General features: G+C 47.9%; 21 protein-coding genes and 1 other RNA gene. 2 read left to right on the top strand and 20 right to left on the bottom strand.

The window, feature by feature from the left end:
- The first annotated feature begins 91 nt into the window (after positions 1 to 91).
- A complete protein-coding gene (locus tag J2Z65_RS03045) occupies positions 92 to 1,300 on the top strand; it encodes an MFS transporter (protein WP_167063650.1) in 1,209 nt (402 codons plus the stop codon).
- Positions 1,301 to 1,305: 5 nt separating this feature from the next.
- On the opposite strand, the gene J2Z65_RS03050 is transcribed toward J2Z65_RS03045, so the two are convergent.
- From J2Z65_RS03050 to J2Z65_RS03120, 15 genes are all read right to left on the bottom strand, one after another.
- Positions 1,306 to 2,220, bottom strand: a complete 915-nt coding sequence (locus J2Z65_RS03050; RefSeq protein ID WP_167063647.1) for a DUF58 domain-containing protein — start codon at positions 2,218 to 2,220, stop codon at positions 1,306 to 1,308.
- Positions 2,217 to 3,206, bottom strand: a complete 990-nt coding sequence (locus J2Z65_RS03055) for an AAA family ATPase (RefSeq protein WP_167063644.1) — start codon at positions 3,204 to 3,206, stop codon at positions 2,217 to 2,219. The genes J2Z65_RS03050 and J2Z65_RS03055 overlap by 4 nt, the downstream gene beginning before the upstream one ends.
- 34 nt (positions 3,207 to 3,240) lie before the next feature.
- Positions 3,241 to 4,923 (bottom strand): hypothetical protein, encoded by a 1,683-nt coding sequence (locus J2Z65_RS03060; protein ID WP_167063641.1) that lies wholly within the window; start codon positions 4,921 to 4,923, stop codon positions 3,241 to 3,243.
- A gap of 27 nt (positions 4,924 to 4,950) precedes the next feature.
- Positions 4,951 to 5,784 carry an ABC transporter permease gene (locus J2Z65_RS03065; RefSeq protein WP_167063638.1) on the bottom strand — a complete coding sequence of 278 codons (834 nt, stop codon included), beginning with the start codon at positions 5,782 to 5,784 and terminating at the stop codon, positions 4,951 to 4,953.
- Complete coding sequence (locus J2Z65_RS03070) at positions 5,759 to 6,712, bottom strand: ABC transporter ATP-binding protein (RefSeq protein ID WP_167063635.1); 954 nt, start codon at positions 6,710 to 6,712, stop codon at positions 5,759 to 5,761. Before J2Z65_RS03070 ends, J2Z65_RS03065 begins: the two co-directional genes overlap by 26 nt.
- Positions 6,709 to 9,135, bottom strand: coding sequence for a hypothetical protein (locus tag J2Z65_RS03075; protein ID WP_167063632.1), 2,427 nt, complete (start codon positions 9,133 to 9,135; stop codon positions 6,709 to 6,711). The genes J2Z65_RS03070 and J2Z65_RS03075 overlap by 4 nt, the downstream gene beginning before the upstream one ends.
- A 131-nt stretch (positions 9,136 to 9,266) precedes the next feature.
- The gene (locus J2Z65_RS03080) at positions 9,267 to 9,947 is read right to left on the bottom strand and encodes a TerC family protein (RefSeq protein WP_167063629.1); all 681 of its coding nucleotides are present in this window, start codon (positions 9,945 to 9,947) and stop codon (positions 9,267 to 9,269) included.
- An 81-nt stretch (positions 9,948 to 10,028) separates the two neighbouring features.
- Positions 10,029 to 11,237, bottom strand: a complete 1,209-nt coding sequence (gene thiI, locus J2Z65_RS03085; RefSeq protein WP_167063626.1) for a tRNA uracil 4-sulfurtransferase ThiI — start codon at positions 11,235 to 11,237, stop codon at positions 10,029 to 10,031.
- Positions 11,234 to 12,412, bottom strand: coding sequence for a cysteine desulfurase family protein (locus J2Z65_RS03090; protein WP_167063623.1), 1,179 nt, complete (start codon positions 12,410 to 12,412; stop codon positions 11,234 to 11,236). The genes thiI and J2Z65_RS03090 overlap by 4 nt, the downstream gene beginning before the upstream one ends.
- 162 nt (positions 12,413 to 12,574) lie before the next feature.
- Entirely contained in the window at positions 12,575 to 13,270 is a 696-nt protein-coding gene (locus tag J2Z65_RS03095) for a lytic transglycosylase domain-containing protein (protein WP_167063620.1), read from the bottom strand.
- Positions 13,271 to 13,392: 122 nt separating this feature from the next.
- Entirely contained in the window at positions 13,393 to 14,685 is a 1,293-nt protein-coding gene (locus J2Z65_RS03100; protein WP_167064338.1) for a hemolysin family protein, read from the bottom strand.
- 335 nt (positions 14,686 to 15,020) lie between these two features.
- A complete protein-coding gene (locus J2Z65_RS03105) occupies positions 15,021 to 15,458 on the bottom strand; it encodes a hypothetical protein (protein ID WP_167063618.1) in 438 nt (145 codons plus the stop codon).
- A 2-nt stretch (positions 15,459 to 15,460) separates the two neighbouring features.
- Positions 15,461 to 15,676 (bottom strand): DUF1540 domain-containing protein, encoded by a 216-nt coding sequence (locus J2Z65_RS03110; protein WP_167063615.1) that lies wholly within the window; start codon positions 15,674 to 15,676, stop codon positions 15,461 to 15,463.
- A 47-nt stretch (positions 15,677 to 15,723) separates the two neighbouring features.
- Positions 15,724 to 16,818, bottom strand: a complete 1,095-nt coding sequence (locus J2Z65_RS03115) for a glycoside hydrolase family 15 protein (RefSeq protein WP_167063612.1) — start codon at positions 16,816 to 16,818, stop codon at positions 15,724 to 15,726.
- Between the two features lie 77 nt (positions 16,819 to 16,895).
- The gene (locus J2Z65_RS03120; protein ID WP_161406086.1) at positions 16,896 to 17,396 is read right to left on the bottom strand and encodes a YpuI family protein; all 501 of its coding nucleotides are present in this window, start codon (positions 17,394 to 17,396) and stop codon (positions 16,896 to 16,898) included.
- A 172-nt stretch (positions 17,397 to 17,568) separates the two neighbouring features.
- On the opposite strand from J2Z65_RS03120, the gene J2Z65_RS03125 reads away from it, so the two are divergent.
- The gene (locus J2Z65_RS03125) at positions 17,569 to 19,500 is read left to right on the top strand and encodes a S8 family peptidase (RefSeq protein WP_167063609.1); all 1,932 of its coding nucleotides are present in this window, start codon (positions 17,569 to 17,571) and stop codon (positions 19,498 to 19,500) included.
- A 100-nt stretch (positions 19,501 to 19,600) separates the two neighbouring features.
- On the opposite strand, the gene rnpB is transcribed toward J2Z65_RS03125, so the two are convergent.
- The 5 genes from rnpB to rpoD all read right to left on the bottom strand — a co-directional run bounded on the left by rnpB (position 19,601) and on the right by rpoD (position 24,052).
- An RNA gene (gene rnpB, locus J2Z65_RS03130) (RNase P RNA component class A) lies at positions 19,601 to 20,018 on the bottom strand.
- Between the two features lie 121 nt (positions 20,019 to 20,139).
- Positions 20,140 to 21,249 (bottom strand): Nif3-like dinuclear metal center hexameric protein, encoded by a 1,110-nt coding sequence (locus J2Z65_RS03135; RefSeq protein ID WP_167063606.1) that lies wholly within the window; start codon positions 21,247 to 21,249, stop codon positions 20,140 to 20,142.
- Positions 21,225 to 21,989, bottom strand: a complete 765-nt coding sequence (locus J2Z65_RS03140; protein ID WP_167063603.1) for a tRNA (adenine(22)-N(1))-methyltransferase — start codon at positions 21,987 to 21,989, stop codon at positions 21,225 to 21,227. The genes J2Z65_RS03135 and J2Z65_RS03140 overlap by 25 nt, the downstream gene beginning before the upstream one ends.
- Positions 21,990 to 21,992: 3 nt before the next feature.
- Complete coding sequence (locus J2Z65_RS03145) at positions 21,993 to 22,823, bottom strand: hypothetical protein (protein ID WP_167063600.1); 831 nt, start codon at positions 22,821 to 22,823, stop codon at positions 21,993 to 21,995.
- 113 nt (positions 22,824 to 22,936) lie between these two features.
- Positions 22,937 to 24,052 (bottom strand): RNA polymerase sigma factor RpoD, encoded by a 1,116-nt coding sequence (gene rpoD / locus J2Z65_RS03150; RefSeq protein WP_127451881.1) that lies wholly within the window; start codon positions 24,050 to 24,052, stop codon positions 22,937 to 22,939.

Consider the following 24,052-nt stretch of genomic DNA (forward strand, 5'->3'; position numbering starts at 1 on the left):
TTCAATTGCTATCCTTTGGGCATACTTAAAGGCGTGCGGCCCGATTTTCCCCTGGCTAACAGCTTTGCCTATGTTCAACTTGGGAGGTAACATGAAATCTTTATCTGGAAGTGAAAAGAAAAAAAGGAAACCGCTTTGGACCAAAGCTTTTCTCATCACGTCATTGTCTAATTTGCTGCTTTTTTTCAGTTTTCAAATGCTGATCCCAACCATCCCTACACACATCTCGGAGTTAGGGGGAAATGATCTGCAAGTCGGCCTCGTTATCGGGATATTTACGATTTCGTCGCTGCTCACCCGTCCTTTTGCCGGACGAGCGCTTGACCTGCTGGGGCGAAAGCATGTACTCCTAGTGGGATTAGCTATTTGTACGCTTACGATTGCCGGTTATTCGTATATGGCTGTGATTACACTCATTCTTGCCGCCCGCTTCGTCCATGGCATCGGTTGGGGCATATCCACAACGTCTTTAGGAACGGTAATCGCAGATATCATTCCACCTGAACGCCGCGGGGAAGGAATGGGCTATTACGGATTATCCAACACATTTGCCATGGCTCTCGCTCCGCTTACCGGATTATGGCTCATGCAGCAGTATGGATTTCATCGCGTGCTGTTGAGCTCAACCATTTTGGCTCTGCTATCTTTGTTCAGCTCTCTCTTTATTCCTTATGCCAAACCTGCACGTTCAGAAAAATCGGCTCAACGTCCGAAGCTGTTAGACCGTTTATGGGAACGAACGGCCCTGCTCCCTTCCGCATTACTGCTGTTTACAGCGATATGTTACGGAGGGATTGTAACTTTTATTACCCTATTCGGCCATGAAGCCGGTATTTCGAATGTCGGTTGGTTTTTTCTTTGCAATGCTTCAATGGTTCTTATTGTAAGACCCATAACAGGAGTGCTTTTTGATCGGAAAGGACCTGAATGGGTGCTGTTACCCGGCGCGGTATTCACAATAACCGGACTACTCTTGCTTTCATTTGCGCACTCCGAGCTTAGCCTGGCCGTTGCTGCCCTGTGTTATGGCATCGGCTTCGGCTCCATTCAGCCTGCTTTGCAGGCGTGGACGATTGCGCGTGCAGCCCCAAACCGCCGAGGTGCGGCGAGCGGAACCTTTTTTTCAGCCAATGACTTAGGCATTGGACTCGGGGCCATGGTGCTCGGAGCACTCGCGAATTTTAGCGGAAGTTATGCACTTATGTACCGCTTCTCGACGGTGCTTATTATTTTGTTTCTGCTTATATATGGGTGGAGTTTTTGGCACGTTCGGCGCAATGTTCAGTTGGCACAGCGGTAAGGAACTTAGCGGGCCAAACCGCTGCGCCGTAGCTCTCCGAGCAGAAAATCACCCGGGGACATATGTGTAACAGCCAGCAAATACGTAATTCCGCGCTCATGACAAAAAGCCCTCAGCATTTGCGTATGCTGCACCGCAGCCTCCTTGTAGGTTTGCAGTACTTTACTGCTAAGCGCCACTTCCCTCGCTTCTTTGGACTCACTATCAATGAGCCGCAACTCTCCTGAGAGCTTTGGATCCAGTTCCTCGGGAGCAAGCACTTGAACGACAACTACTTCCTGTTTGGCCGCTTGTATATATTTTAAGGCTTCCTGAATACCTTCCTCATACAAAAAGTCGGAAAACACCCAAGTCATTCCTGCTTGTCGCGGTAAAATAGCTGGATTCCGAAACACCGCCCCCATATCGCCTGCTCCGGACGGGTGGCAGCTCTCAAGGAATTCAAATAGCCGGTGAGAGCTTCCTTTACCGCGGAGTAGCTTCAACTGCTGTGTCATTTGATTCGTAAAAGCAGCAGCGCTTACGCGGTCGTAGCGATTCAAAGACAAGTAGCCGATACCGGCAGCCAATTGCCTGGCGTACTCCCATTTGGAAAGAAGAGGAGAGTCCGGACCTTCTCTCCGGCCAAAATCCATCGATGCGGACGCATCTAACCACAGGTTAACCTGAAGTTCCTGCTCATCCATAAAAAGCTTGATGAAGGGCTTGCCGGTTCTGCCGTAGGCATGCCAATCCAATTGGCGCGTATCATCTCCAGGTGAATATAGCCGGTAATCTGCAAATTCAAGCGATGTCCCTAAGTCTCTTGAACGCCTTCTCCCCTGCATCGTTCCCTTGATTCGGCTTTTTGCGGCAATGCTCATTTGATCCAAACGGCGCATTAGCGCAGGATCTAGCAGATGCTGCCCACCGCTGCTCATCGGTTCTGCTCCACGGAGCCAATAATCGCTGCAACGATGCTATCGGGCGATATGCCCATCGCTTGTCCCTCGAAATTCAGGAACAAACGATGCCTTAATGCCGGTACGGCTACTGCATGAAGGTCTTGTTTGGAAACATGAAAACGCCCTGCCAGAAACGCACGTACCTTCGCCACCGCGATCATCGCTTGAACCCCGCGCGGTCCTGAACCAAAGCGCACATATTGCTTGACCGCCTCAGGGGCCGTCGACTCTTCCGGATGCGTGTTCATTAGAATCTGCACCGCATAATCCAATATGTCCTCCGAAAGTAATATTTCTTTCAAGCCCTGCTGAATATCTTGAATCAAAGCGCCGTCCGCCACTTTCTCCGCTTGGGAGCTGTGGGCCGAAGTCGTGCGCAGCACAATTTGTTTAAGTTCATTTTTTGTTGGATACGTAACATGAATTTTAAGTAAAAACCGGTCCAACTGCGCTTCCGGCAGCGGGTACGTCCCCTCCTGCTCTAACGGATTTTGCGTAGCTAGCACAAAAAACGGAGAGGGCAAACGGTACGTTTCCGAACCCACGGTAATTGTCTTCTCCTGCATCGCTTCCAGCAAAGCACTCTGTGTCTTGGGCGTTGCACGGTTGATCTCGTCGGCAAGTACGACATGACCGAATAAAGGACCTCTTTGAAATTTATACGAGGTCTCTCCTTGTGCCCCGAATTGTATGACATTCGTTCCTGTAATATCTGCAGGCATCAAATCAGGCGTGAATTGAATCCGCATAAAACTAAGGTCAACCGTATCTGCGATTGTTTTCACGAGCATCGTTTTACCGAGACCCGGTATCCCCTCTAACAGTGCATGACCTCCGGCAAATATACACCAAAGCAGCTGCTCAACAACCTCTTCCTGTCCAACGATGACACGGCCAATTTGCTCCTTCATTCGGGAGACTGCCGCTCCCCATTCTTCTAACTGCCCTTTCGATTGGACCATCCGCTCCACTCTCCTCCAGAATCCCTAACATCAATTACCGCTGAGGCTGAATTTCAAGAAAATAATCACGAACCAAGTTCTGCATATGCTGCGGCAGCTCGGAACGGTTCAACGCACTCGAAGCTTCTGCGGCATAATCGGCATAGACATCCTCGTAGGGGCGCGAAGCCCCGTCCATAGCGGGTGCTGAGCCGCCTTTACTCACTTCACCGCCACTGCCGACCGTAGGACCTCCGTCGATGAACGTCCCTCCGCTGCCCGACCGTTCACGCGGCGTCGCCACAAGCCCGCGCGAGCCCGCTCCGGTGCCCCCTTGCGTACCGCCTGTTCCGCCGCCAGCGCCGGTACCTCCGCCAGCTCCGCTGCCAGTACCGCCGCTCCCCTGCGTGCCGCTTGCCCCGCCCGCCGCTTCGCCAGCGGCGCCCGCGCCCGCTCCCGTGCTTGCTGCTGCGCCGCTCTGGCCCTGGCCCGCTGCGCCTGCGTTCGGCGCTGCGCTAGCACTCCCGGCCGCGGCCAACTGCTCCGCGCGGCCGCCGGGCGCCCACGCCTGCCCGGGCTGCGCCCCGCTCGCGGCAAGCTCGCGTGCCTGCGGCAGCGCACCGGCGGCAAGGCTCGCAGCCGCTTCCGCGGCTTGCGCCTGCTGCTGCGCCAGAGCTTGCTGCGCTGCGCTGGCAGCCGTCAGGCCAGCCTGCAGCTGGCTCAGCTGCGCCGCAGCGTCCTCGCCGCTGCGAATCGCGCTGGCGGCCTGCTGAAGCTGCTCGCGAAGGAGCTGCTCCGCTTCCGGCGTCGCCGCTGCTGCGGAGGCGGCAAGCCGTTCAAGCTCGCTGGCAAGGAGCTGCTTCTGCTCCGGTGTCAGCTTCTGCACTTGCTCGCTCAGCTTCGCTCCCTCGCGCTGAATGCTCTCCGGGCTTCGCTGCTGAAGCGCCTTGCCCAGCTCGCGAAGCGCCTGTGTCCGCTGCATCGACTCCGCCCACTGCTCGGAGCGCTGATTTTGTTTTTCCAGCTCGCCCATGGAAGCTTCCATTTTTTTTAGCGTTTTTTCCAATTCATCCAAAGCTCCAGCCGCCGTTGGGGTTTGCCCCAGTTTGCGCTCCAGTTCCTTTAAATCTTCCGTCATTCGCTTGATTGCTGGAAGCGGAGAAGGCTTGGCTTGCAATTGGGTCAAGAGCTCACCAACCTGTTCCTTCTCTTCCTGCACCCAAGCTTTATCCTTTCCGGCTTGCTGAAGTATCGCATCATTCGTATTCGGAACAAGCAGCAATATCATCAATACGGCAAACAGACTTATGCCAACGGACAACTGCTTTTTTGAGAACCGCGGCGAAATAATCAGCTGTAACTGAGTTTCTACAAAGTAAGTTCCCTTCTCAAGCGCATCCTGCCTTTGCAGCTCAGCCATCAGTGAAGCTTGCTCTTTATGCAAAAGCGCTGTCGTCATACGATCTTCCAAGCCATTTTCATCAAGCGCTCTTGCTGCATCAAGCAGGTTAGGTCGACGGATGTACAGCCAAATGCCACCGGCGGCAAGCGCTGCGGCCAAGCTCAACATCGCACCAAACCGATAACCGTTTAATAGAAACAAGCGTCCCAGCCCCATCCATAAACAGGCAAGCCCTAGCCCTGCGATCAAACTGCGCTGAAAAAAATCCAGTCCTTTTATTTGCAACAAACGCTTTTTGACCGGGAGCAGCAGCTCTTCGAGCGATGAGAATTTCATAGGGGGACAGCTCCTTTCTTAGTCTCGTTATTTCTTTCTTTTCATAATTGGGCGTAAATATCTTACGCTTAGCCAAATCAGGATGATGGAGAGCAGTGTATAGAAGGCAATGAATATATGCCACATTTGCAAGTAGGCATGCCCTTTGAACAATTGTTTGGCAAAATCAGGAACCATAAGAGAAACAAGGACCGCCATGGGGTTAAAACTCAAAAAATAACCAAGTACTTCTTCGTTCATCCCAGTTCTCCCGATATTGCCGAAAAATAAACCTGCCAGCGCAGTAAATCCAAAAACAAACAGCACAAACCCGTAAGTTGCAATGACGGAAATCACGGTTTTCTTCAATATCGTAGAAAAGAAGATCCCAACTGCACCAAAGAGCACCATCACGAAAACATAAAAGATAAACACCGCAAAAACTTGTTTAGGCGAAACGCCGCCGTAGAGGAAAACAATACTGTAAAGAGGCATAGTGGACACGACCGTCAACAGCATAAAACTAAGCGAAGCGATCAGCTTGCTAAGAATAATCGTTCCCGAACTTTGCTGCGTCGTGAGCAGCATGTTTAAAGTTTGCTTTTCACGTTCTCCGCTTACAACCCCAGCCGTCAGGCCAGGTGTCATAAACGCGATCAGCACTAATTGCGTGCCACTGAGAAAATAAAATAATTCACTGCTTCTTTCCGTACTCAGCACTCCCGCTTGCTGATGGCTCATGTTAATATAAGCAAACCCAAGTGCAATCAGGCCGATCGCCAGGAGATATACCAGAATTGAGAGCGGTGAGCGAAAGGTCCGCATGCGCAGCCTGAACTCTTTTTCCATTACGGGATTAATCCAATTTAACTTGCTGTTCATCGTGTGCGCCGCCTCCTTTCGTAATTTCCAGGAACACATCTTCCAAATTCGTCAATGCTTCACTGAACGAAAGGAGCGAAAATCCGTTTCCTACCAAACGGGCAAGCAGCTCAGACTGATCTTCGTCCGCCCCTCCATAATGAACATGCAGCCCCTTCTCATCCTGCAGCACCATCGTTACATGCGGCTGCTGCTGCAGGTAAATCAAAGCCTCTTCCATTCTGTTCATCATGCGGATTTGCAGCACGCGATTAGCTTTCATACGATTCTGGATATCCGATACTTTCCCCTTGGCGATCAGCTTGCCATACTCAATGACCCCAATTTCATCCACCATCTCGGCCAGTTCCGGTAAAATGTGCGAGGAAATAATAATCGTTTTCCCCATCGCCTTGAGCTCTTTCAAAATTTCTCTCATTTCGATCCGTGCTCGCGGGTCTAGTCCCGATGCCGGTTCATCCAGAATCAGCACCTCCGGTTCGTGCACCAAGCACCTAGCTAAACAAAGGCGCTGCTTCATGCCCCGAGATAATGAATCCACATAGAAGTCGGCTTTCTCCGTTAAATTGACAAGGTCCAGCAGTTGAGGAATCAGCTTTAGCCTATGAGCTCTTGGAATTCCATAGCTCGCTCCGTAAAAATCCAAATACTCTGTTGTTTTGAAATTGTCATACACACCAAAAAAGTCAGGCATATAGCCAATCAGTTTACGTACCTCTTTCGGTTTCTCAGTAACGTCATAGCCACCGACCCTGGCTGTACCCGAAGTTGGGCTTAACAGGGTAGCAAGAATGGACATCGTCGTCGACTTGCCTGCTCCGTTCGGACCAACAAATCCAAAGACCGTCCCTTTGTCAATATCCATAGTCAGTGAATCGAGAGCCGTAAAGTTCCCGTACTTTTTCGTCAACTCCGTAATGGAAATCATCGTTTCACAGCCCCTTCCAAAGAAACGGCGGGCATTCGGAACATGGTGTTATTTTGAACCGTCGTCACTTTCATGCGAATTGATTTTCCTTCAATGAGAAAAGGCTGCAGTTTTTCTCCCTCCCAAGATTGGAATGATTGCAACGTGATTGCTTCCCATGCTTTCGTCTCCGAGTTCCATAACTCTGTTGTCACATCGGGGTTAGGATCGGCGGTCATTTCCATCGTTTGATAGCTCGCTCCCGCAAGGTTTGGAAGTTGATAGTCTAGAGTTACATCGCCGCTTCCCATTTGCATGAAAGGACCATTCTGAAATTGAATCGAACTCATTCTCAAATGATTATCGATTAAAGCCGGTATGAGCGCGGTACTTGGAATAACGATTTTACCCTCTGGTGTCACGTAGTTGAACTTCATATCTTGAGAAACTAGTGTCAATTGCTCAATCGGTATACTGCCGCCCGATGTTAGTGTGATGGACGATTGATCTTTCATCCAACCAATCACCATTGGCGTTATCCCCCCTGAGTAGTTCCCCTTTCTATTCAAATAGCTGCTAAGCAAGGATCGCTGATGTAAATTAGTATCCAAGCTGTTGTTCGTCGGATAAGGAAAGGCAAGTTGGGGAACATCAAACCCGTTCGTCATACCGATTCCGCCTGTCGTATCAAAATTCGCTGAAGCGCCTGCTGGAATATCGCCGATTTTGACATACGATTGATTGATTACTACAGCTGCATCTGTTAAATCTTTGGTCGTGTTATTCGTTACCTGACCTTTAGCACCTTTGGCGGATAGCTCGGAAATCGTGTAATCGATCTTTCCAATGGAAACTAATTGCTCTTCTCCTAAGGCAAGCTTGCTGATGGAAGAATAAGGAATACCCTGCAGCCGAACTAACGTCGCTTCCGGTTCCTTGCTGACAACCAGCTCACTTTGATCATGCAGCTGCAGCCCCGGGTACACATCGGATAGGAGTAGCGGAGAAACAACCGGCTTTCCTGTAAATTTCAGCTCCAGATCTCCGCCCTTTGGCAGAAATACAGATAGCGCGGATTGCTTAATGCCTGATCCGGTGCCGTTAAGTGATACGGTAGACAACGATTGAGCCATCATGCTCCCGCGATTGGTCGCACCGAATTGGAAAACACCGATGCTGGTCAAAATGGCGGCAATCGGAATCACCAGCCAAGCCCATTCTCTGCGATCCAGCTTTCTCAAAACCATATATAGCAGAGGTCCGACAAGAATGGCGTACAACAGTAAGACAAGTGCCAGCATCGGCAGCTTAGGCGGTTGTAAGGACGGGAAAAACTCGAGTGCACGCTCCATCTCCCACATTGGATCGTTCCCAAATTTCATCTGATTCAGATTGAAAGCATGCGCAGCCTCGATCGGTCCAGATAAGATCTGCTCCCATAAACGCGGATTACCGTTCCACGAGGCAAGCGGGTTCAAGGATAAATCGTACGCTGCATAGGTAACGAAGCCGCTCCCGTAGACGCTGCGTGCAATAACGGGAAGCGTCCCTTCTGATAGAATCGACTCCGCTCCGCCCGTCAGTTTGGCTTGAGAAAGCGTGAACGGCTGGGGGAATACAAGTTCCTTCTCCCCAATCTTCTCAACCGTTGGAAGCTCATTCAATTCTGTTGTCCCTTCATAGGTCACTGGCGATGCTTTTGCAAAAGGAGCCGCTGACTTCGGATAACCCGCTCCGCCTGCCAAGAGAAGGGTGCCCCCCCGTTGTGTCCAAAGCCCTATGGCTTGTACTTGCTCTGACGTTAATGTATCCGCGGCAAAGTCATTGATAGCAAGCACATCAAGGCTATCTAGGCCAAGTGATTCCTTAGGGATATCTTCTTGCTTAAGATGAAGAACATTCACCTTGTTTCCCGACTGGTTCAAAAGGGTAAGAAAGTTCAATGTATCCACATCTCTGGCCAAAACGCCGACTTGCAACGTTTCCTTCGGTAAACTGAACGCTTCCAAGTAGGTATTGCCTGCCAGCGTTATTTTCTTCCCGTTTTTTTGCGATTTTTCATAAAAAGCTATCGTATTATTGCTTTTCGTGTACCCATTGCCAGGTATGAGCATCGTCACGACTTTGGTGCTGCCTTTTGGAAGTTCAACATGCTGTACATAGTTAAAATCCTTATTTCGATTCGGGTTCGCCACCTGAATGACGAGATCACCGGACAGATCGGCCCCTTGGTTGCGGAGCGTCATTGTGACTGGAGTCCATCTCCCTTGCTTCACATTAGAAGCCCCAAAGCCTATTTGGGATTCAATCTCAATGAGAGCGGCCTCATCTGCCCTAGCAGTGCCCAGGAAAAGCCCGCAGCATTGCATCCATAATACGAGAAGGATACTGCCAATCAAACAAGTAAGACGAAACGTACATTTGTTGAGAAAACTGGGTTTCACTCGGGTAACTCCCTTCTACTCATTCCTATCTCATATCTAGACGACAAAATTGGAAGAAAGTTTCAATTATTTTCCAACAAAAATAAAACCGCATCGCTGAATACTACCAGCTTGGCGGTTTTCCCAATTCTCTATTCGTTTCTTGTTTTTAATTGCAATAATCGCAGCCATTTGACGGACAAACCAATCATGATAACAAGGGCAGATGCAACAATCGGTATCCAAACATGTAAGAACTCGTAATCATGCAGGAACCAATCGATCATTTTCTCGTCTTTTACAAACATTTCACCTGCAGTATAGCCAAGAATGCCCGCTCCCAGCAAGACGAGAATCGGATACTTATGCAGCAAATTCATGACAAGCGTACTGCCCCAAATAATGATAGGGATGCTAAGACCGATCCCCAAAATGATAACCGTATTATTGCCATTGCCTTTGGCTGCAATCGCCAGTACATTGTCCAAACTCATCACGAAATCTGCAACGATAATCGTCCAGATAGCTTTGCCAAGCGTCGAAGCTTCCTTCACATTCGCATGACTGTCATCATCCGTCAGCAGTTTGATGGCAATCCAGAATAATAAAATGGATCCACCCGCTTGAATATAAGGGATATCGAGCAGACTAACAGCTACTAACGTCAGGACCAGCCGTAACGCAATAGCTCCAAACGCCCCCCACCATACGGCAAGCTTTCGTTGTTCTAGAGGGAGATTTTTGCTGGCAAGCGCAATGACAACGGCATTATCGCCACTAAGCACAATATTGATCAACATAATTTGTAAAAACAAAATGAGCGCATCAATCATGCTTGATAACCTCCCGGGATCCTTGGCGAGCTAGTGAAGAAAGGTGATGAAGTCAAAGACTGCCCGGCGCCGGAAAAGCATTTAGAAGAAATGCTGATCGGGCACCTTCTTCATTTGTCCATGTACAATTTCAATCGTTTCCGTTTGTTCCACGGCTTTCTGGATTAATTCCGGTAGAAAATCCATGCCGTTCTCGAGCCTCTCTACCATATTCAAGTTTGGATTGGTGCTTGGAGATGGAGGCAGAAATAAAGAACAGCAATCCTCGTACGGTAAAATAGAAATCGGGAACGTGCCGATGCTTTCGGCAATCCGTATAATTTCTTGCTTGTCCATCATCATAAGCGGCTGTAAAATCGGCAAGGATACAACGCGCCCAATTACATTCAGGCTTGGCAGCGTTTGACTCGCCACCTGCCCTAAGCTTTCTCCGGTCACTAACGCACTAAGGCCTTCACCATCTGCGATTTGTTCTGCTATCCGATACATCGCCCTGCGAATCAGCGTGACTAATAAGTTATCCTTATACGCGCGATGAATAGAGGTCTGCACATCAGTAAAGGGCACGAGATGCAGCTTGATGGAGTCCGTATATCCCGAAAGTTGATGAGCCAAGTCCATCACTTTATCCTTCGCACGTTCACTCGTATAAGGGTAACTATGAAAGTGAATCGCTTCAAGGGTAAGACCTTTACGCATTCCTAACCAACCTGCTACCGGACTGTCAATCCCTCCCGAGAGCATCAACAACGCCTTTCCGCTTGTACCTGCCGGGAATCCGCCCGCTCCCTCAATGACTTCCGCATACAACAATACCTGCTCTTCACGAATTTCCACGCGGAGCTCCACTTCGGGATTCCGCACATCAACTTGCAAACCAGGACATGCTTCTAGAATATAGCCTCCGACGAGATAATTCATTTGCTGGGAATCGAGCGGAAATGATTTATTAACTCTGCGGACATTCACCTTAAAGGTTTTTGGCTGTTTGGGGAGATTTTGTACGATGCGCAGCGCAGTTTGTTTGATAGCTTCTGCCTCCATTGGAGCATGATAAGCCGGACTAAACGATGCCAGTCCAAAAACGCGCTGCAAAGCCGCCGAAGCCTCCTCATACGCAGCACCCCCTAGCTCCACATATACGCGTCCATATTCCGGAATATACCTCAAATCTGGAAATGCCCCTAGAACTTTACGAATTTGCGTGATAACACTGCGCTCAAAACGCTTACGGTTCTTCCCTTTGAGCGTCAACTCGCCAAAACGCAATATTAAACAATCCGGTTTCATCTTTGCTTCCCCCTTTTGACTGACGATTTGCCTAACATGGGAGAGAGTTCTCTCACGACCTCCCTAAGTGCAAGCAAAAATCGTTCCATATCTTCAATCTGCAGCTCATCTGAAAAACTGATTCTGAGCCCGCTCACCGCCTGCTCGCGCGTGCAACCTAATGCCAGCATGACTTCGCTAGGATCCGACGCCTCAGAAGCACAGGCAGATTTCGTTGAGATGTACATCTGTCTTTGCTCTAGAGCATGGACGACGACCTCCGCTTTCATCCCGGCAAAAGCAAAATGGACAATGTGCGGCGCCATCTCCTCATTGCGTTCAGATCCCATTAAGGTGAGCTCAGGAATCGATACAATGCCATCCACAAGATAACGTCTGAGCCTATACTTATGCTCCAGCTTCTCTGGCAGATTTTGCATCGACAGCCGCAGCGCTTTTGCCATTCCTACGATAAGCGGAACGTTCTCTGTACCCGAGCGCAGGCCGTCTTCTTGCCCGCCACCAACGAGCAGCGGCTTCAACTGTACACCCTCCCTGCGGTACAAAAAGCCGGCTCCCTTGGGTCCGCGAAATTTATGCGCCGAGACACTGCATAAATCTATTCCCCATGCCCTAGGGGAAAAAGGAAGCTTGGCTACACCTTGTACGGCATCTACATGAAACAGTACTTTCGGATACTTGGCAAGTAGCTGGCCAATCGCTTGTACAGGCTGTATCGTGCCTATTTCATTATTTACATGCATCACACTAACAAGGATCGTATCTTCACATAAGGCCTCTTTTACTGTTTCCAGTTCTAGACAACCATTCCGATTGACAGGCAAATACGTTACACGAAAGCCCTCGCGCTCCAGCCCATAAAATACTTCTTTCACGGAAGGATGCTCGATTTGTGTGGTTATGAGGTGCTTGCCCCGATTCTGATAGTGATAGGCTGCGCCACGAATGGCCAGATTGTTGCTTTCCGTTCCACCGGAAGTACATATAATATTGGCAGGCTGAACGCCTATAGCTCCTGCTATCACTTCTTTAGCGCTATGCAGCAGCTTCTCTGCTTGGACACCTAATCCATGGATCGAAGAGGGGTTCCCATAGTGCGTTTTCATTACTTCTGCTATCGTATCAATGACTTCATCATATGGCGGTGTGGTCGCCGCGCAGTCCAAATATAACATCTTCTTGCTGATTCCCCTTTTTCATGCCCTGCAGTCTCGCAATCAAAATAATTTCCTTACATCATTAAAGCCTAAAACAGGGCATAACTCAAGCACGCACCTGAACGCAAAAAGCCGATCCCCGCATGATTCATGCGAAAATCAGCTCTTTGAAATTCCCAACTACATTGAAAATTTCACCCTATGACCTAAAACCTGGGAGACATACGCTTGTGTTTCTTTCGGCAATAAGTGTAGTTTATTGGATAAGTCCTGATCGTTCTTGATGCCTAAGCGGTCAATGCGTCCTGGTCCTGCATTGTATGCTGCGAGAGCAACGCCTTCGTTCCCATTGTACTTCTGAATCAAATTGCTTAGGAAATGCGTACCCGCATCCACATTTTGCTGAGGATCAAACGGATTCGTCACACCAAGACCTCGGCCAGTGCCGTCCATTAACTGCATTAAGCCTTTAGCTCCCGCTGGGGAAACGGCTTGATGGTTGAAATCGGACTCTTGTTGAATAACCGCTTTCACCAGGGACTGATCAACCCCGTATTTGGCACTAGCCTCTTGTATGTAGGGATCAAACTGTACTGTGGAAGAAGATTGACTCCACGTTTGCAAAGGGGTGTACGCTTTATTCAAGCCGACCAAGGAGCTCGGAGCGCTATTCGTCGACTTATCGAGCAAGGACTGACCGTCAAGACCGGTGCCGGATGCCTGTCCCATCAATGTGTTCAGTAATGAGCTGAAATCGCTGGAATCGTCCGTACTTGCCGTATCGGAATTTCCGGAAAACAAACTAATTTTACTCATCATTTGAAGCTGCAGCAGCTCCTTCAGAACTCTAGGATCAATGCTGTTCGCACTATTCATCCGTCAGACCTCGTTTCCTATCATCATCGTTGTTTTTATTGTACACGTTTTGCGCCCTAACGACCATCCCAAATTTTTAGAATCAAAAAAAAGGACAGTCATTCGACTGTCCCGTTTGCATGTCATGAGATGTTCTGTTGTAAAATCTCGTCTTGTTCCGTCATTTTTCTAACAATCAGGCGTGATATTCGCAAATGGTCCGTTTCTTCCACGATAAACAAAAACTCATCATTGTAGTTCACCTGCTGGTTCTTGCTTGGAGGAATTTCTGTCTGCGAGTAAATCCAACCGCCAATGGTATCATAGTCATCGGATTCAATATCGAGCCCGAAATAGTCATTCACTTCATCGATCAATAGCAGACCGTCAATGGAGTAGGTATGTTCATCCTTGATTTCGATGGTTGGTCGTTCTTCATCAAACTCATCCTGGATTTCACCTACGATTTCTTCCATGATGTCTTCCAAAGTCACAAGTCCTGATGTGCCGCCATATTCATCAATAAGCAGGGCCATCTGACTCTTTCTTTTCTGCATCATTTTAAGCAAATCACTAATATGAATGGAATCCGGCACCGTCGTGATCGGTCGAATAATTTTCTTAATTCCTTTCAGGTTGGCATCCGGCTTAAGCAAATCCTTGATATGGACGAAGCCAATAATATTGTCTTTGTCCGGATCACAAACCGGATAGCGCGTGCGCATTTCTTTAATGGCAATCGCTAAATTCTCCGAATACGAAAGTCCAGCATACAGACATTCCATCTCAGTTCTCGGAATCATAATTTCCCGAGCTGTCGTCTCGGCAAATCCGAATATATTATCAACAAGCGTTAGCTCTGTGTTATCTATAAGTCCATTTTTGTGGCTTTCTTTCATGAGGACTCGAATTTCATCCTCGGTGTGTGCTGATTCATGCTCCGTTGTCGGCTCAATACCCGCGCGGCGAAGCATCCAGTTCGATATCCCGTTTAACAACCATATAAAAGGATACATAATTTTGTAGAATAAGACCATCGGTCCTGCGGAAAGCAGCGTGATCTGTTCAGCTTTACGAATAGCATACGTTTTGGGGAACTGCTCGCCCAATGTAATATGCAAGGTAGTCATTAAAGAAAAGGCAATAATAAAGGTAATCGTGTGGAACACCGAATCTGGTAAATTCAGCGGAGCGAACAGAGGTTCCAGAATTTTAGCGAACGTCGGCTCCCCAACATAACCAAGTCCCAACGAAGTAAGTGTAATCCCGAGCTGACAAGCACCTAAGTACGCATCGAGATTGTTCATGATTCCTTGTGCAAATTTCGCGTTCCGGCGTCCTTCTCCTACAAGCGAATCAATTCGACTACCTCTTACTTTAACCATCGCGAATTCAGCTGCGACAAAAAAACCATTCAACAACACCAGTCCAAACATTAACAGAAAACTGATTAACGTTTCGGGCAAAGGATCTTCCAATACCTTACCTATCCCCTGTCAAGCGCGGCTTCCGCACCAAGGAGAGTAGGTACACCTCCCTTAATTTTGATTTAACTTGAAATATCACTTTTCATTATATAATAATACTGTAATCATTCAAAGGTGCGAATATGACTCTTGAAGCCAAATAGTACGAGCAAACGGGAGTATAGGGTTTAATATGACGCCATAATGAGACCTAACCCGTTAATTATCCCTCATAAACAGCGAATATCCCCGATTTTTTCTGAAAAAAGAAAAACAAGCCGATGTCTCGGCTTGCTTATCCATGATCAAGCATAAAAAGGAACGAGTAAAAAATAGGCAGCGACGGCAATAAAACCAAGCACGACTGACCAGGTTCCAAGTCCTTTGTTCCCCATGAAGAAGGCTATGATACCAAGTACAATACCCGATACGCCAAGCAGCACAGGCCATACAAAGAGTGAAGCTAATGCGACGAACAAGGCAATGTACCCAACCGCCTTATTGCGTGTAACAGCTTCAACTAAATCATCGATCTCCTCATCCGTAACATCCGATTGGGAGGCTGCTCTCTGTACCTCTGCATTTTTTGCTTTATAAGGCTCGGCATAATTGATTCTCCGCGAGGGAGCTGTGATCTCGGCTGCGTATTCTTCCTGATGGCTCAGACCGCTTTCCTTTCGAAGCTGATCCTGCTGGAACCGCTCCTTAGTCGCTTTATCCAAATTGCCTCCATGCTGTCGCATGATTACTGATTCTTCTTTGCTTGAAAGGTGTGGCAGCAAGTGTTCGCGGCTTTGCTCGCTGCATCTTGATGATCGGTATCGAATGATTCCCCAGCAAACTCTTCATTGTAATTGGCATTGGCATGCTGATCTACTTCAATCATAATGGTCCCTGCGTTGCAGTTGTTACCTTGCGTCCAATATTCGCAGTTAGCAACTGAACATTTTACATCTGGCATAGTCATCACCCCACTAACAATTTGCCCGCTAATAGGGTGAGCTATGCTCAGTCTAAGCTGTCAGATAGCACCAAGAACATGGCATGGGACCAAAGCAGCGGCAAAGCCGGTTCCCCCCATTTAGCCAACCATTCCGTGTATGCGGAAGACTCTCTAAGTTGATCGGGAACTTGTTCAGGAAGCCTGCCTAGCTCATCCGCTTTACTTATGATCCAATCTAGGCAACGCTGTGCTTCCTGACGGTTTCCAAGCTCTTTCTGATACCATCCATACCAAGCCGTTAATAGCAACCACTCGCCTCCGCCATAATACCGGTCTTCCACATAACGCTGAATCCCCTCATGTTTCAAATCACTTTCGATCTTCTCTACAGTTTTCAGCATGATGGGATCATTAACTTCACATACGCCAAACGGCACTGCTAGCCAAAGCAGACTGGCATCTACACCCGCTAAGACAGGTTTCCACAACTCTTCCATGCATTGAACAGACTTCACGAACCGGCCTTCATACACGCAATGGCTGAGAATGAATTCTTTCACCTTAGCCGCCTTATCAAGCAGCTGCGGACGTTGTTCCAACTCCCCAAGTGCTTTCAATCCGCCGTACACGCAAGCAAGTGTTGCAGGATGAACATAATCAGGGAACTCTTCCCAACAATCAAAGTTCGGATAATGCCAGAACGTCATTAAATAATCAACCGTGATCTCAATGCTTTCGCGCAGCTCTTCTAATAGAGTCCTGTTCCCGGTCACTTTTATGTGCTCTGACAATCCCCAAAGCCAAGCTCCATAACCATCCAGTTGAAAATGTCCCCATTCCGAGACATCATCCCGGCCATCCAAATGATAGCGGGTTCCCAGAAATTCAGAACGATCGATCCACTCTTTGTTTTCATGTTTATGTAAGAGAGCATCAACACGGGAACGTTTGTTCCTCAACACACCTGCAACCCATTTGTAAAAAAGGGCAGAGCTATCGGTTTGGCCTGCACGGTCCATCGCATTCGCTATGAATGTGCCATCGCGCAGCCAGCTATATGCATATGGCGGGAAAAGCGGAGATGCAATATATCCTCCGCGGGGATGCTGATTGCTTTTAATAATCGAGATTGAGTGGTTGATTAATTGATCACGCTGCATACACATGTCCCCTTTGAAAAGAAAAGAGATGCGCTGAATGCCGCATCCCTTATATCTTTTGTAATTTCACGTTACAATTATACTTTTTCACCTTGCATTCGGCGCTGCGTGATGTAATCTGTCTCATAGTAAGCAAGATCTTCGCGAAGCTCTTCAAACACTTTGGACAACTCGATCGTTAAGTCACGCACTTCGCGTGAAGGTTTTTTACGAAAACGGATTGCATCTTGTCCGGTATAAGCATAACGACCATCCTCGGAATAGCACTCGTTCTTAGGATAGAAAAATGTATTCACGCAAGTATGGTATACCTCATACAAAACTTTTTCCGAAAAATCAACATTAAAAGTAGGACGTCTCAAGCTAACGCCCAATTTCTCATACGCCACTTCACAAAAAACTAAAAGATGACGTGTATCTTGGAGATAACCACGATAAAATTCATCCATTGCGGGATCATTTTCTACATTGAGTTGTGAGAGTGAATGTTGATTTAGAAACAATTCCATTTTGGCGGTTGTTTCTTTTAGCTTTGTACGCGTTGAATCACAAATATTTTTGACATTAAAAACAGCCATTTATGATGACCTCCTCTAATTGCGCTATTCCTATCCTACCATAAATTAACCTGAAAAGGTATATGTAAAACTCCCGATTACATGCATAAAAGACTCCCTTGAACCTCACTCTAATCTAAGATACTGCGTTTGTCACCCACTGAGGAGATGCGAGTAAGAAGGAGGGTTATTGATGTGGCGTTATTTATCTTCTATTAGTCTAGTTTTAGGCCTAGGTTTCGTTCTTTTTCCACACCACTCTAACAAAGAAAATACACCCGGTCCGGAGGTGTACAGCGCGAAGTACGAAACGGATCAAAAATTATCTTTGCTGCAGCAGGATGTTGCGTTAACCGATGATTTATGTCGAACCCAATGTTCGATAGACTATTCGAAAATGATTCTACAGATTGAAAGCGGCGAATCAGCGGCCAAAGTGCTTGGGGATATGAAAGCCCAGCACGAAAAAATGGACATCCTGATTTGGTCAAAAAATAGCCAGCCGATCGATCAAGGGGTAAAAGCCGGTGAAATTCCTGCCTCTGATAAAGATCAGGCGAGCAAATATTTACAAGAAGCTAAGACTGCCGCTGAGTCAGGTAAGCATTATCAGTCACCCAAATTCGGTGCCGGTAAGCAAATCTATTTTGTTCAAGGAATACCATCGACAGATAGGGGTTCTTCACTCATTGGCGTAATTCATCAAGATATTCTTCATCAAGTGACGGATCATCAGATGAAAAATTTGCGTCTCGAACCGTATCCGAACGAAAATCGCTGGAAAGTTGAATCCGTGGACACAGATACCTTGAAGGACAAGGTTGTTGATCATCCTGAAGACAATCAAGGAACAAGCCACTACCATCTGAATGAGGTCGTCGTTAAGTTCAAGCAGGATCCGACAGAGGCGCAACTGGCTCAAATGAAATCAGAGATAAAAGCCACTACTGTACAAAAGCTTGGTTACACATATGTATTCCGAACAGAAGCAATGGAAGCTAAAGCGTTAATGGCCTATTTTAAAAAATGGGATGTTGCTTATGTTGAGCCCCACTTTTTATATTTGACCAATGATTACTACGATGATCAGGAAAAGAATGACACAAGTGATTCCAGCGATTATACGGATTCTACTAAAAACTCCAATGAGTCGGCGAGCATCGCGCCTAATTTCAAACCAAATGACAACTTGTACAGCCGATATCAATGGAATCTTCCTCTGATTGAAACCGAACAAGGCTGGCAATTGAACAGGGGGACCAAGGATGTTATTGTGGCAGTCGTCGATACAGGCGTTGATTTGCAGCATCCAGATCTTAAGGGCCAACTGTTGCCCGGATATAATGTGATCAGCGGGGATGACAAGCCGCAGGATGATGTCGGTCATGGAACTCACGTGACAGGTGTTATTGCAGCTTTAGTGAACAATAATTTGGGCGTTGCCGGAATGACTTGGTATAACAAAGTTCTGCCTGTTAAAGTTTTAGATCAAACTGGAGCCGGCAGCACGTATTCCGTTGCTCAAGGCATCATTTGGGCTGCGGATCATGGCGCTAAGGTAATGAATTTAAGCTTAGGGAATTATGCGGATTCTGGTTTTCTGCACGATGCGATTAAGTATGCTTATGACAAAGATGTGGCGTTGATCGCGGCAAGCGGCAATGATAATACGGACAGACCTGGCTTTCCAGCCGCATATCCGGAAGTTTTCGCCGTTGCCGCCAGCGATTCGCAGAATAATAAAGCTCCATTTTCCAATTATGGCGATTATATCGATGTAACGGCACCGGGGGTCAGCATTGCCAGCACGTATCCAAACAATCAATATGCTGCACTATCCGGTACATCCATGGCCAGTCCGCATGTGACCGCATTGGCTGCGCTAATCCGCTCTACAAATCCGAATTTGAAGAATACAGAAGTCTACCAAATTATGAGAGATACAGCGCAAGATCTTGGCACAAAGGGTCATGACCAATATTTCGGGTACGGACTGATTGACGTTGTCAAAGCCGTACAAAAAGCGGAAGAAAAAACGAGCGTTGGCTTCGACTGGCCACATCACTGGTTTCGTCAGATGAGCCTTGTTTCCAAAAAGTATGCCGGTCCTGAACTTACCAAATAAAAAAAGGCTGCCTTTAGGTTTCGATACCTTGAGGTGGCCTTTTTTGCTGGCTAAAAATGAAAATACCCGCAAGGCCGAAGCCTTGCGGGTAACCGACAGTAAGGAAAGTTTGCCGTAAGCCGGGTTCTGTACTTCCAGTGGTCGTAACGGGCGTCTGTCCCCTGCCACCATTGAAGCGACAATCATCTATCTAGGCCATACATTGCTGCACAGCTCAAGCGACCAACCCGAACGCGTCTCAGGCGAAGACTGCCGTCTCGAAGACGGCTAGCGTTCCTCTAGGTCTTGCTCCAAGTGGGGTTTACCAGGATCTATGTCACCATAGAACCTCGTGGTCTCTTACACCACGGTTCCACCCTTGCCTGATCTCATCCGAAGATGAGCCATCGGCGGTCCATTTCTGTGGCCCTATCCTTCAACTCGCGTTGACTGGACGTTATCCAGCACCCTGCCTTGTGGAGCCCGGACTTTCCTCTCGCTGTGGCTTACCCACAGCCAGCGATTGTCTGTCAAACTTTCCGATGCATTTGCTAGTATACTAGGAATGCCTTCGAAATACAACTGTTGTTCGTTTCCTCGTCTACCAATTGCGAAAACTGCATACATACGAATGAAAAGAATGCATCAATATCCTTCAACCTACAGGAACTGAAAAGGTTCCGTGTTCACTTCGGATGCCAGCACCTGCGTATCCGTTTTGCTCAATTGCGCGGCGAGATAATCGGCTACGCCGCGCTTCATGATCTTCTCGACGTTGTGCCCAACGTCGATGAGCGTAAGCCCCGCCGCGAGCGCATCGTGCGCGGTATGATAATCAATGTCGCCGGTGACCAGCACATCGGCGCCGGCAAACATGGCGTGCCGCATGTAGCGGCCGCCGGAGCCTCCAAGCACGGCCACCTTGCGGATAGGCCGTGTCAAATCGCCAACGACGCGCACCATCGGCACGTCGAACACGGTCTTCGTGAGCTCCGTCAGCTCGCGGAGCGTCATCGGCGCAGACAGCTTGCCTACGCGCCCAAGACCGAACACTCTACCCTTGAGGTCCATCGGGTAGAGGTCATAGGCCACTTCCTCGTAGGGGTGAGCCTTCAGCATTGCCTGAACCGCCTTGCGCTGGACACTGGCGGTTACAATCGTCTCTACGCGTACTTCCTGTACGCGTTCAAGCTTGCCCGCTTCCCCTATGTAAGGGTGCGTCCCTTCCTGCGGAAGGAACGTACCCGTTCCGGGGATGTTGAAGGAGCAGTTGCTGTACTGCCCGATCCACCCCGCTCCCGCGGTGAAGAGGGCATCCAGCACAGCCTGATGATGTGTCTCCGGCACGAAGACGACTAGCTTCTGTAGCTTTTCGGTATGCACATCCTCCAGATGGGTGAGCTCCTTGAGGCCAAGTTTATCCGCCATCATGTCGTTGACACCGCCTTCAGCCACATCTAGATTCGTATGGGCGATATAAACGGCTATATCGTTTTTGATTAATTTTTCATATAAACGGCCTGCGGGCGTATCGGTTTGAAGATGCGCCAACGGTCTGAAAATTATCGCATGATGGGCAATGATGAGATTAGCCCCAAGGCGAATCGCTTCATCTACAACTTCATCGTTGACATCCAAGGCAACAAGAATCTTTTGAATCTCCTTCTGCAAGGAACCCAACTGCAAGCCGATTTTATCGTCAGGCATCGCATAATGCTTGGGTGCCAGCTGTTCGAACAGCTGAATTACGGTTTGACCTTTTGCAAACAAGCGATGACCTCCTCTATTTCCTTGATTTCCTGCGCGATTTGTTCCGCTTTAGCTACAGACGCATCAGCCGAAGAAAGCTTCAATTGACCTTCGATCATCGCTAATTTCTTCAGCTCGCTTTCCCATTTCGTAAACCACACTTCAGGAGCTTCCTTCATCAAGTACGGACCCATTTGAAGCAAACGCTCCCTAGTAACTGTGACTCCGCCTGGCAGCATGTGCTCAGCATATAGAGCTTCCTGGGAGCTCTTGTCACCGGCATGTCCGGCCGTCGCCGTCAAGATCTCATAAATCTTGCCGTCTTCTTCCAAAATGGCTTCAGCGTCCAGTTTCCACCCCTCTGCGAGCAGCCATCTGCGAACCTGATCTTCACCGACGTTCGGCTGCAAAATCAGATGTGTGACACCCTCAAGCTTACGTTTTCCTGCTTCCAAAATACTTGCCATCAAACTGCCGCCCATTCCGGCAATGGTGATGACATTCACCTCTCCTGGTTCAATGACCGCTAGACCATCGCCCGATCTGACACTGATTTTTTTGGACAGACCACATTCAAGCACTTGACGTGTTGCCGCTTCAAAAGGACCTGGATTGACTTCGCCTGCCACGGCAAACACAATAACACCCTGCTGCGCCAGATAGGTCGGCAGCAAGGCATGATCGGACCCTATATCCGCTAGCTTTGATCCTAAAGGTACACGATCGGCAATCATTTGCAATCTTTTCGATAATTTTACCATCTGTTAAACGACCCACTCTACCCATTTTTTTCGCAGCACGAAAAATGCCGCGCCCGCCGAAACTAATTTCCCTGTAAACGATAACTGTATGACGCGGGAGCTCATATTGACATCCGTTAGGAATGTCATCGCTTCAGGTGCAAACCAAACGAGACCGCCGACCAGAAGTAAAATTCCGGCCACTTGCTTATTCGTATGATGCGCAAGCCAGGCAATCCATATAAGTACAATACTAACCGGAATCCAACTAATTTCAAGTGAGAACCATCCAGGGGCGTTCAATTTATGCAGAAGCAGCCAGCCGTATGTCCCAACTAAACCTAACCAACCGCAAAATTGAAAAATTCCCATTCGACCCACAACGCCGTTTATCATCCATACTACACTACAAAAAGCTAAGTAACCAATATACGTATAAGAGGAACTTACATCGTACATATCCATTAAATACAGACCAAGGAGCAGCAGCGATATAGAAGCTGCACCGCAAAGCAAATAGGAAATCACCGGAGATTTACTGAATTGACGATAAGCAAATGAATAACAAATGATGACAAAAAGCGTGGAAATTCCAATTTGCATTGGCATTCCAAAAGAGTTAAAATTAAGAGCAGATAAGGCAAGAGCGGCTATTGCCGCCAAGATGACCAACCATATTTTCCAAGAACTGTTTGCAATTGAGGATACAGAAACCCCCATGATAGAAGCAGGTTTTGGCGTTGATTCATCCAAATACAAATTCATCAGAAAATCGCAATAATGTTCCGGAAGCAATTTGCTTCGCCGCCAATGTTCGATTTCCCTTACTATTACTTTTCGTTTCTCTGTATCCATTTCATCGCTCACCTTCCTACTACTTTATCGGTGATTTCAAGCTTTAGTTTTAGTAGTACTTTTCTAATCAAAAAAAGACCCCGCCGAATTTGGCAGGGCCCTCTCACAGCGCTTTATTCCAAGAAATCCTTCAATCTTTTACTACGGCTAGGGTGTCTCAGTTTGCGCAAGGCTTTGGCCTCAATTTGACGAATCCGCTCACGTGTAACACCGAAAACTTTACCCACTTCTTCAAGCGTACGTGTACGACCATCATCCAGACCAAAACGTAAGCGAAGCACATTCTCTTCTCTTTCCGTCAACGTATCCAAAACATCCTCAAGCTGTTCTTTCAAAAGTTCGTATGCAGCAGCATCCGCTGGAGCAAGTGCTTCCTGATCTTCAATGAAATCACCCAAATGCGAATCGTCCTCTTCACCAATAGGTGTTTCTAACGATACAGGCTCCTGCGCGATTTTCATAATTTCACGAACTTTGTCTGTACTCAGATCCATCTCTTTTGCAATTTCTTCCGGTGTAGGTTCACGCCCAAGCTCTTGCAGCAATTGACGAGAAACACGGATCAATTTGTTGATTGTTTCGACCATATGTACAGGGATCCGAATCGTTCTCGCTTGGTCTGCGATCGCGCGTGTAATAGCTTGACGAATCCACCATGTCGCATACGTGGAGAACTTGTAACCTTTGGTGTGGTCGAATTTCTCAACAGCCTTAATAAGTCCCATATTCCCTTCTTGGATCAAGTCCAAGAATAGCATGCCGCGGCCCACATATCTCTTAGCAATACTTACTACGAGTCTTAGGTTCGCTTCTGCTAGGCGACGCTTCGCCTCTTCGTCCCCATTCTCAATCCGTTTGGCTAAGCCCACTTCATCTTCCGCAGAAAGAAGCGGTACGCGACCAATTTCCTTCAAATACATCCGAACCGGATCATTAATCTTAATCCCTGGCGGCAAGGCCAGATCATCATCGAAATTAAATTCGTCGCGATCATTTTCTTCAGGATTCATGGAATCGTCGTCTGATTCATTCCCTACATCAATACCTTGCTCCGAAAGCTGCTCAAAAAACTCATCGATTTGCTCAGGATCCTGATCGAAGGGAGCTAATTTTTCCATAATATCCTTGTAAGTTAGTGAGGACCGCTTTTTCCCTTGCTCAATGAGCTGGTCTTTCACCTGGTCCAAGGTCAACTCTGTCTCTAGTTCTGTACGCTGATCATTCGCCAT

It is taken from the genome of Paenibacillus aceris, from assembly GCF_017874035.1.
GTDB lineage: Bacteria > Bacillota > Bacilli > Paenibacillales > NBRC-103111 > Paenibacillus_E > Paenibacillus_E aceris.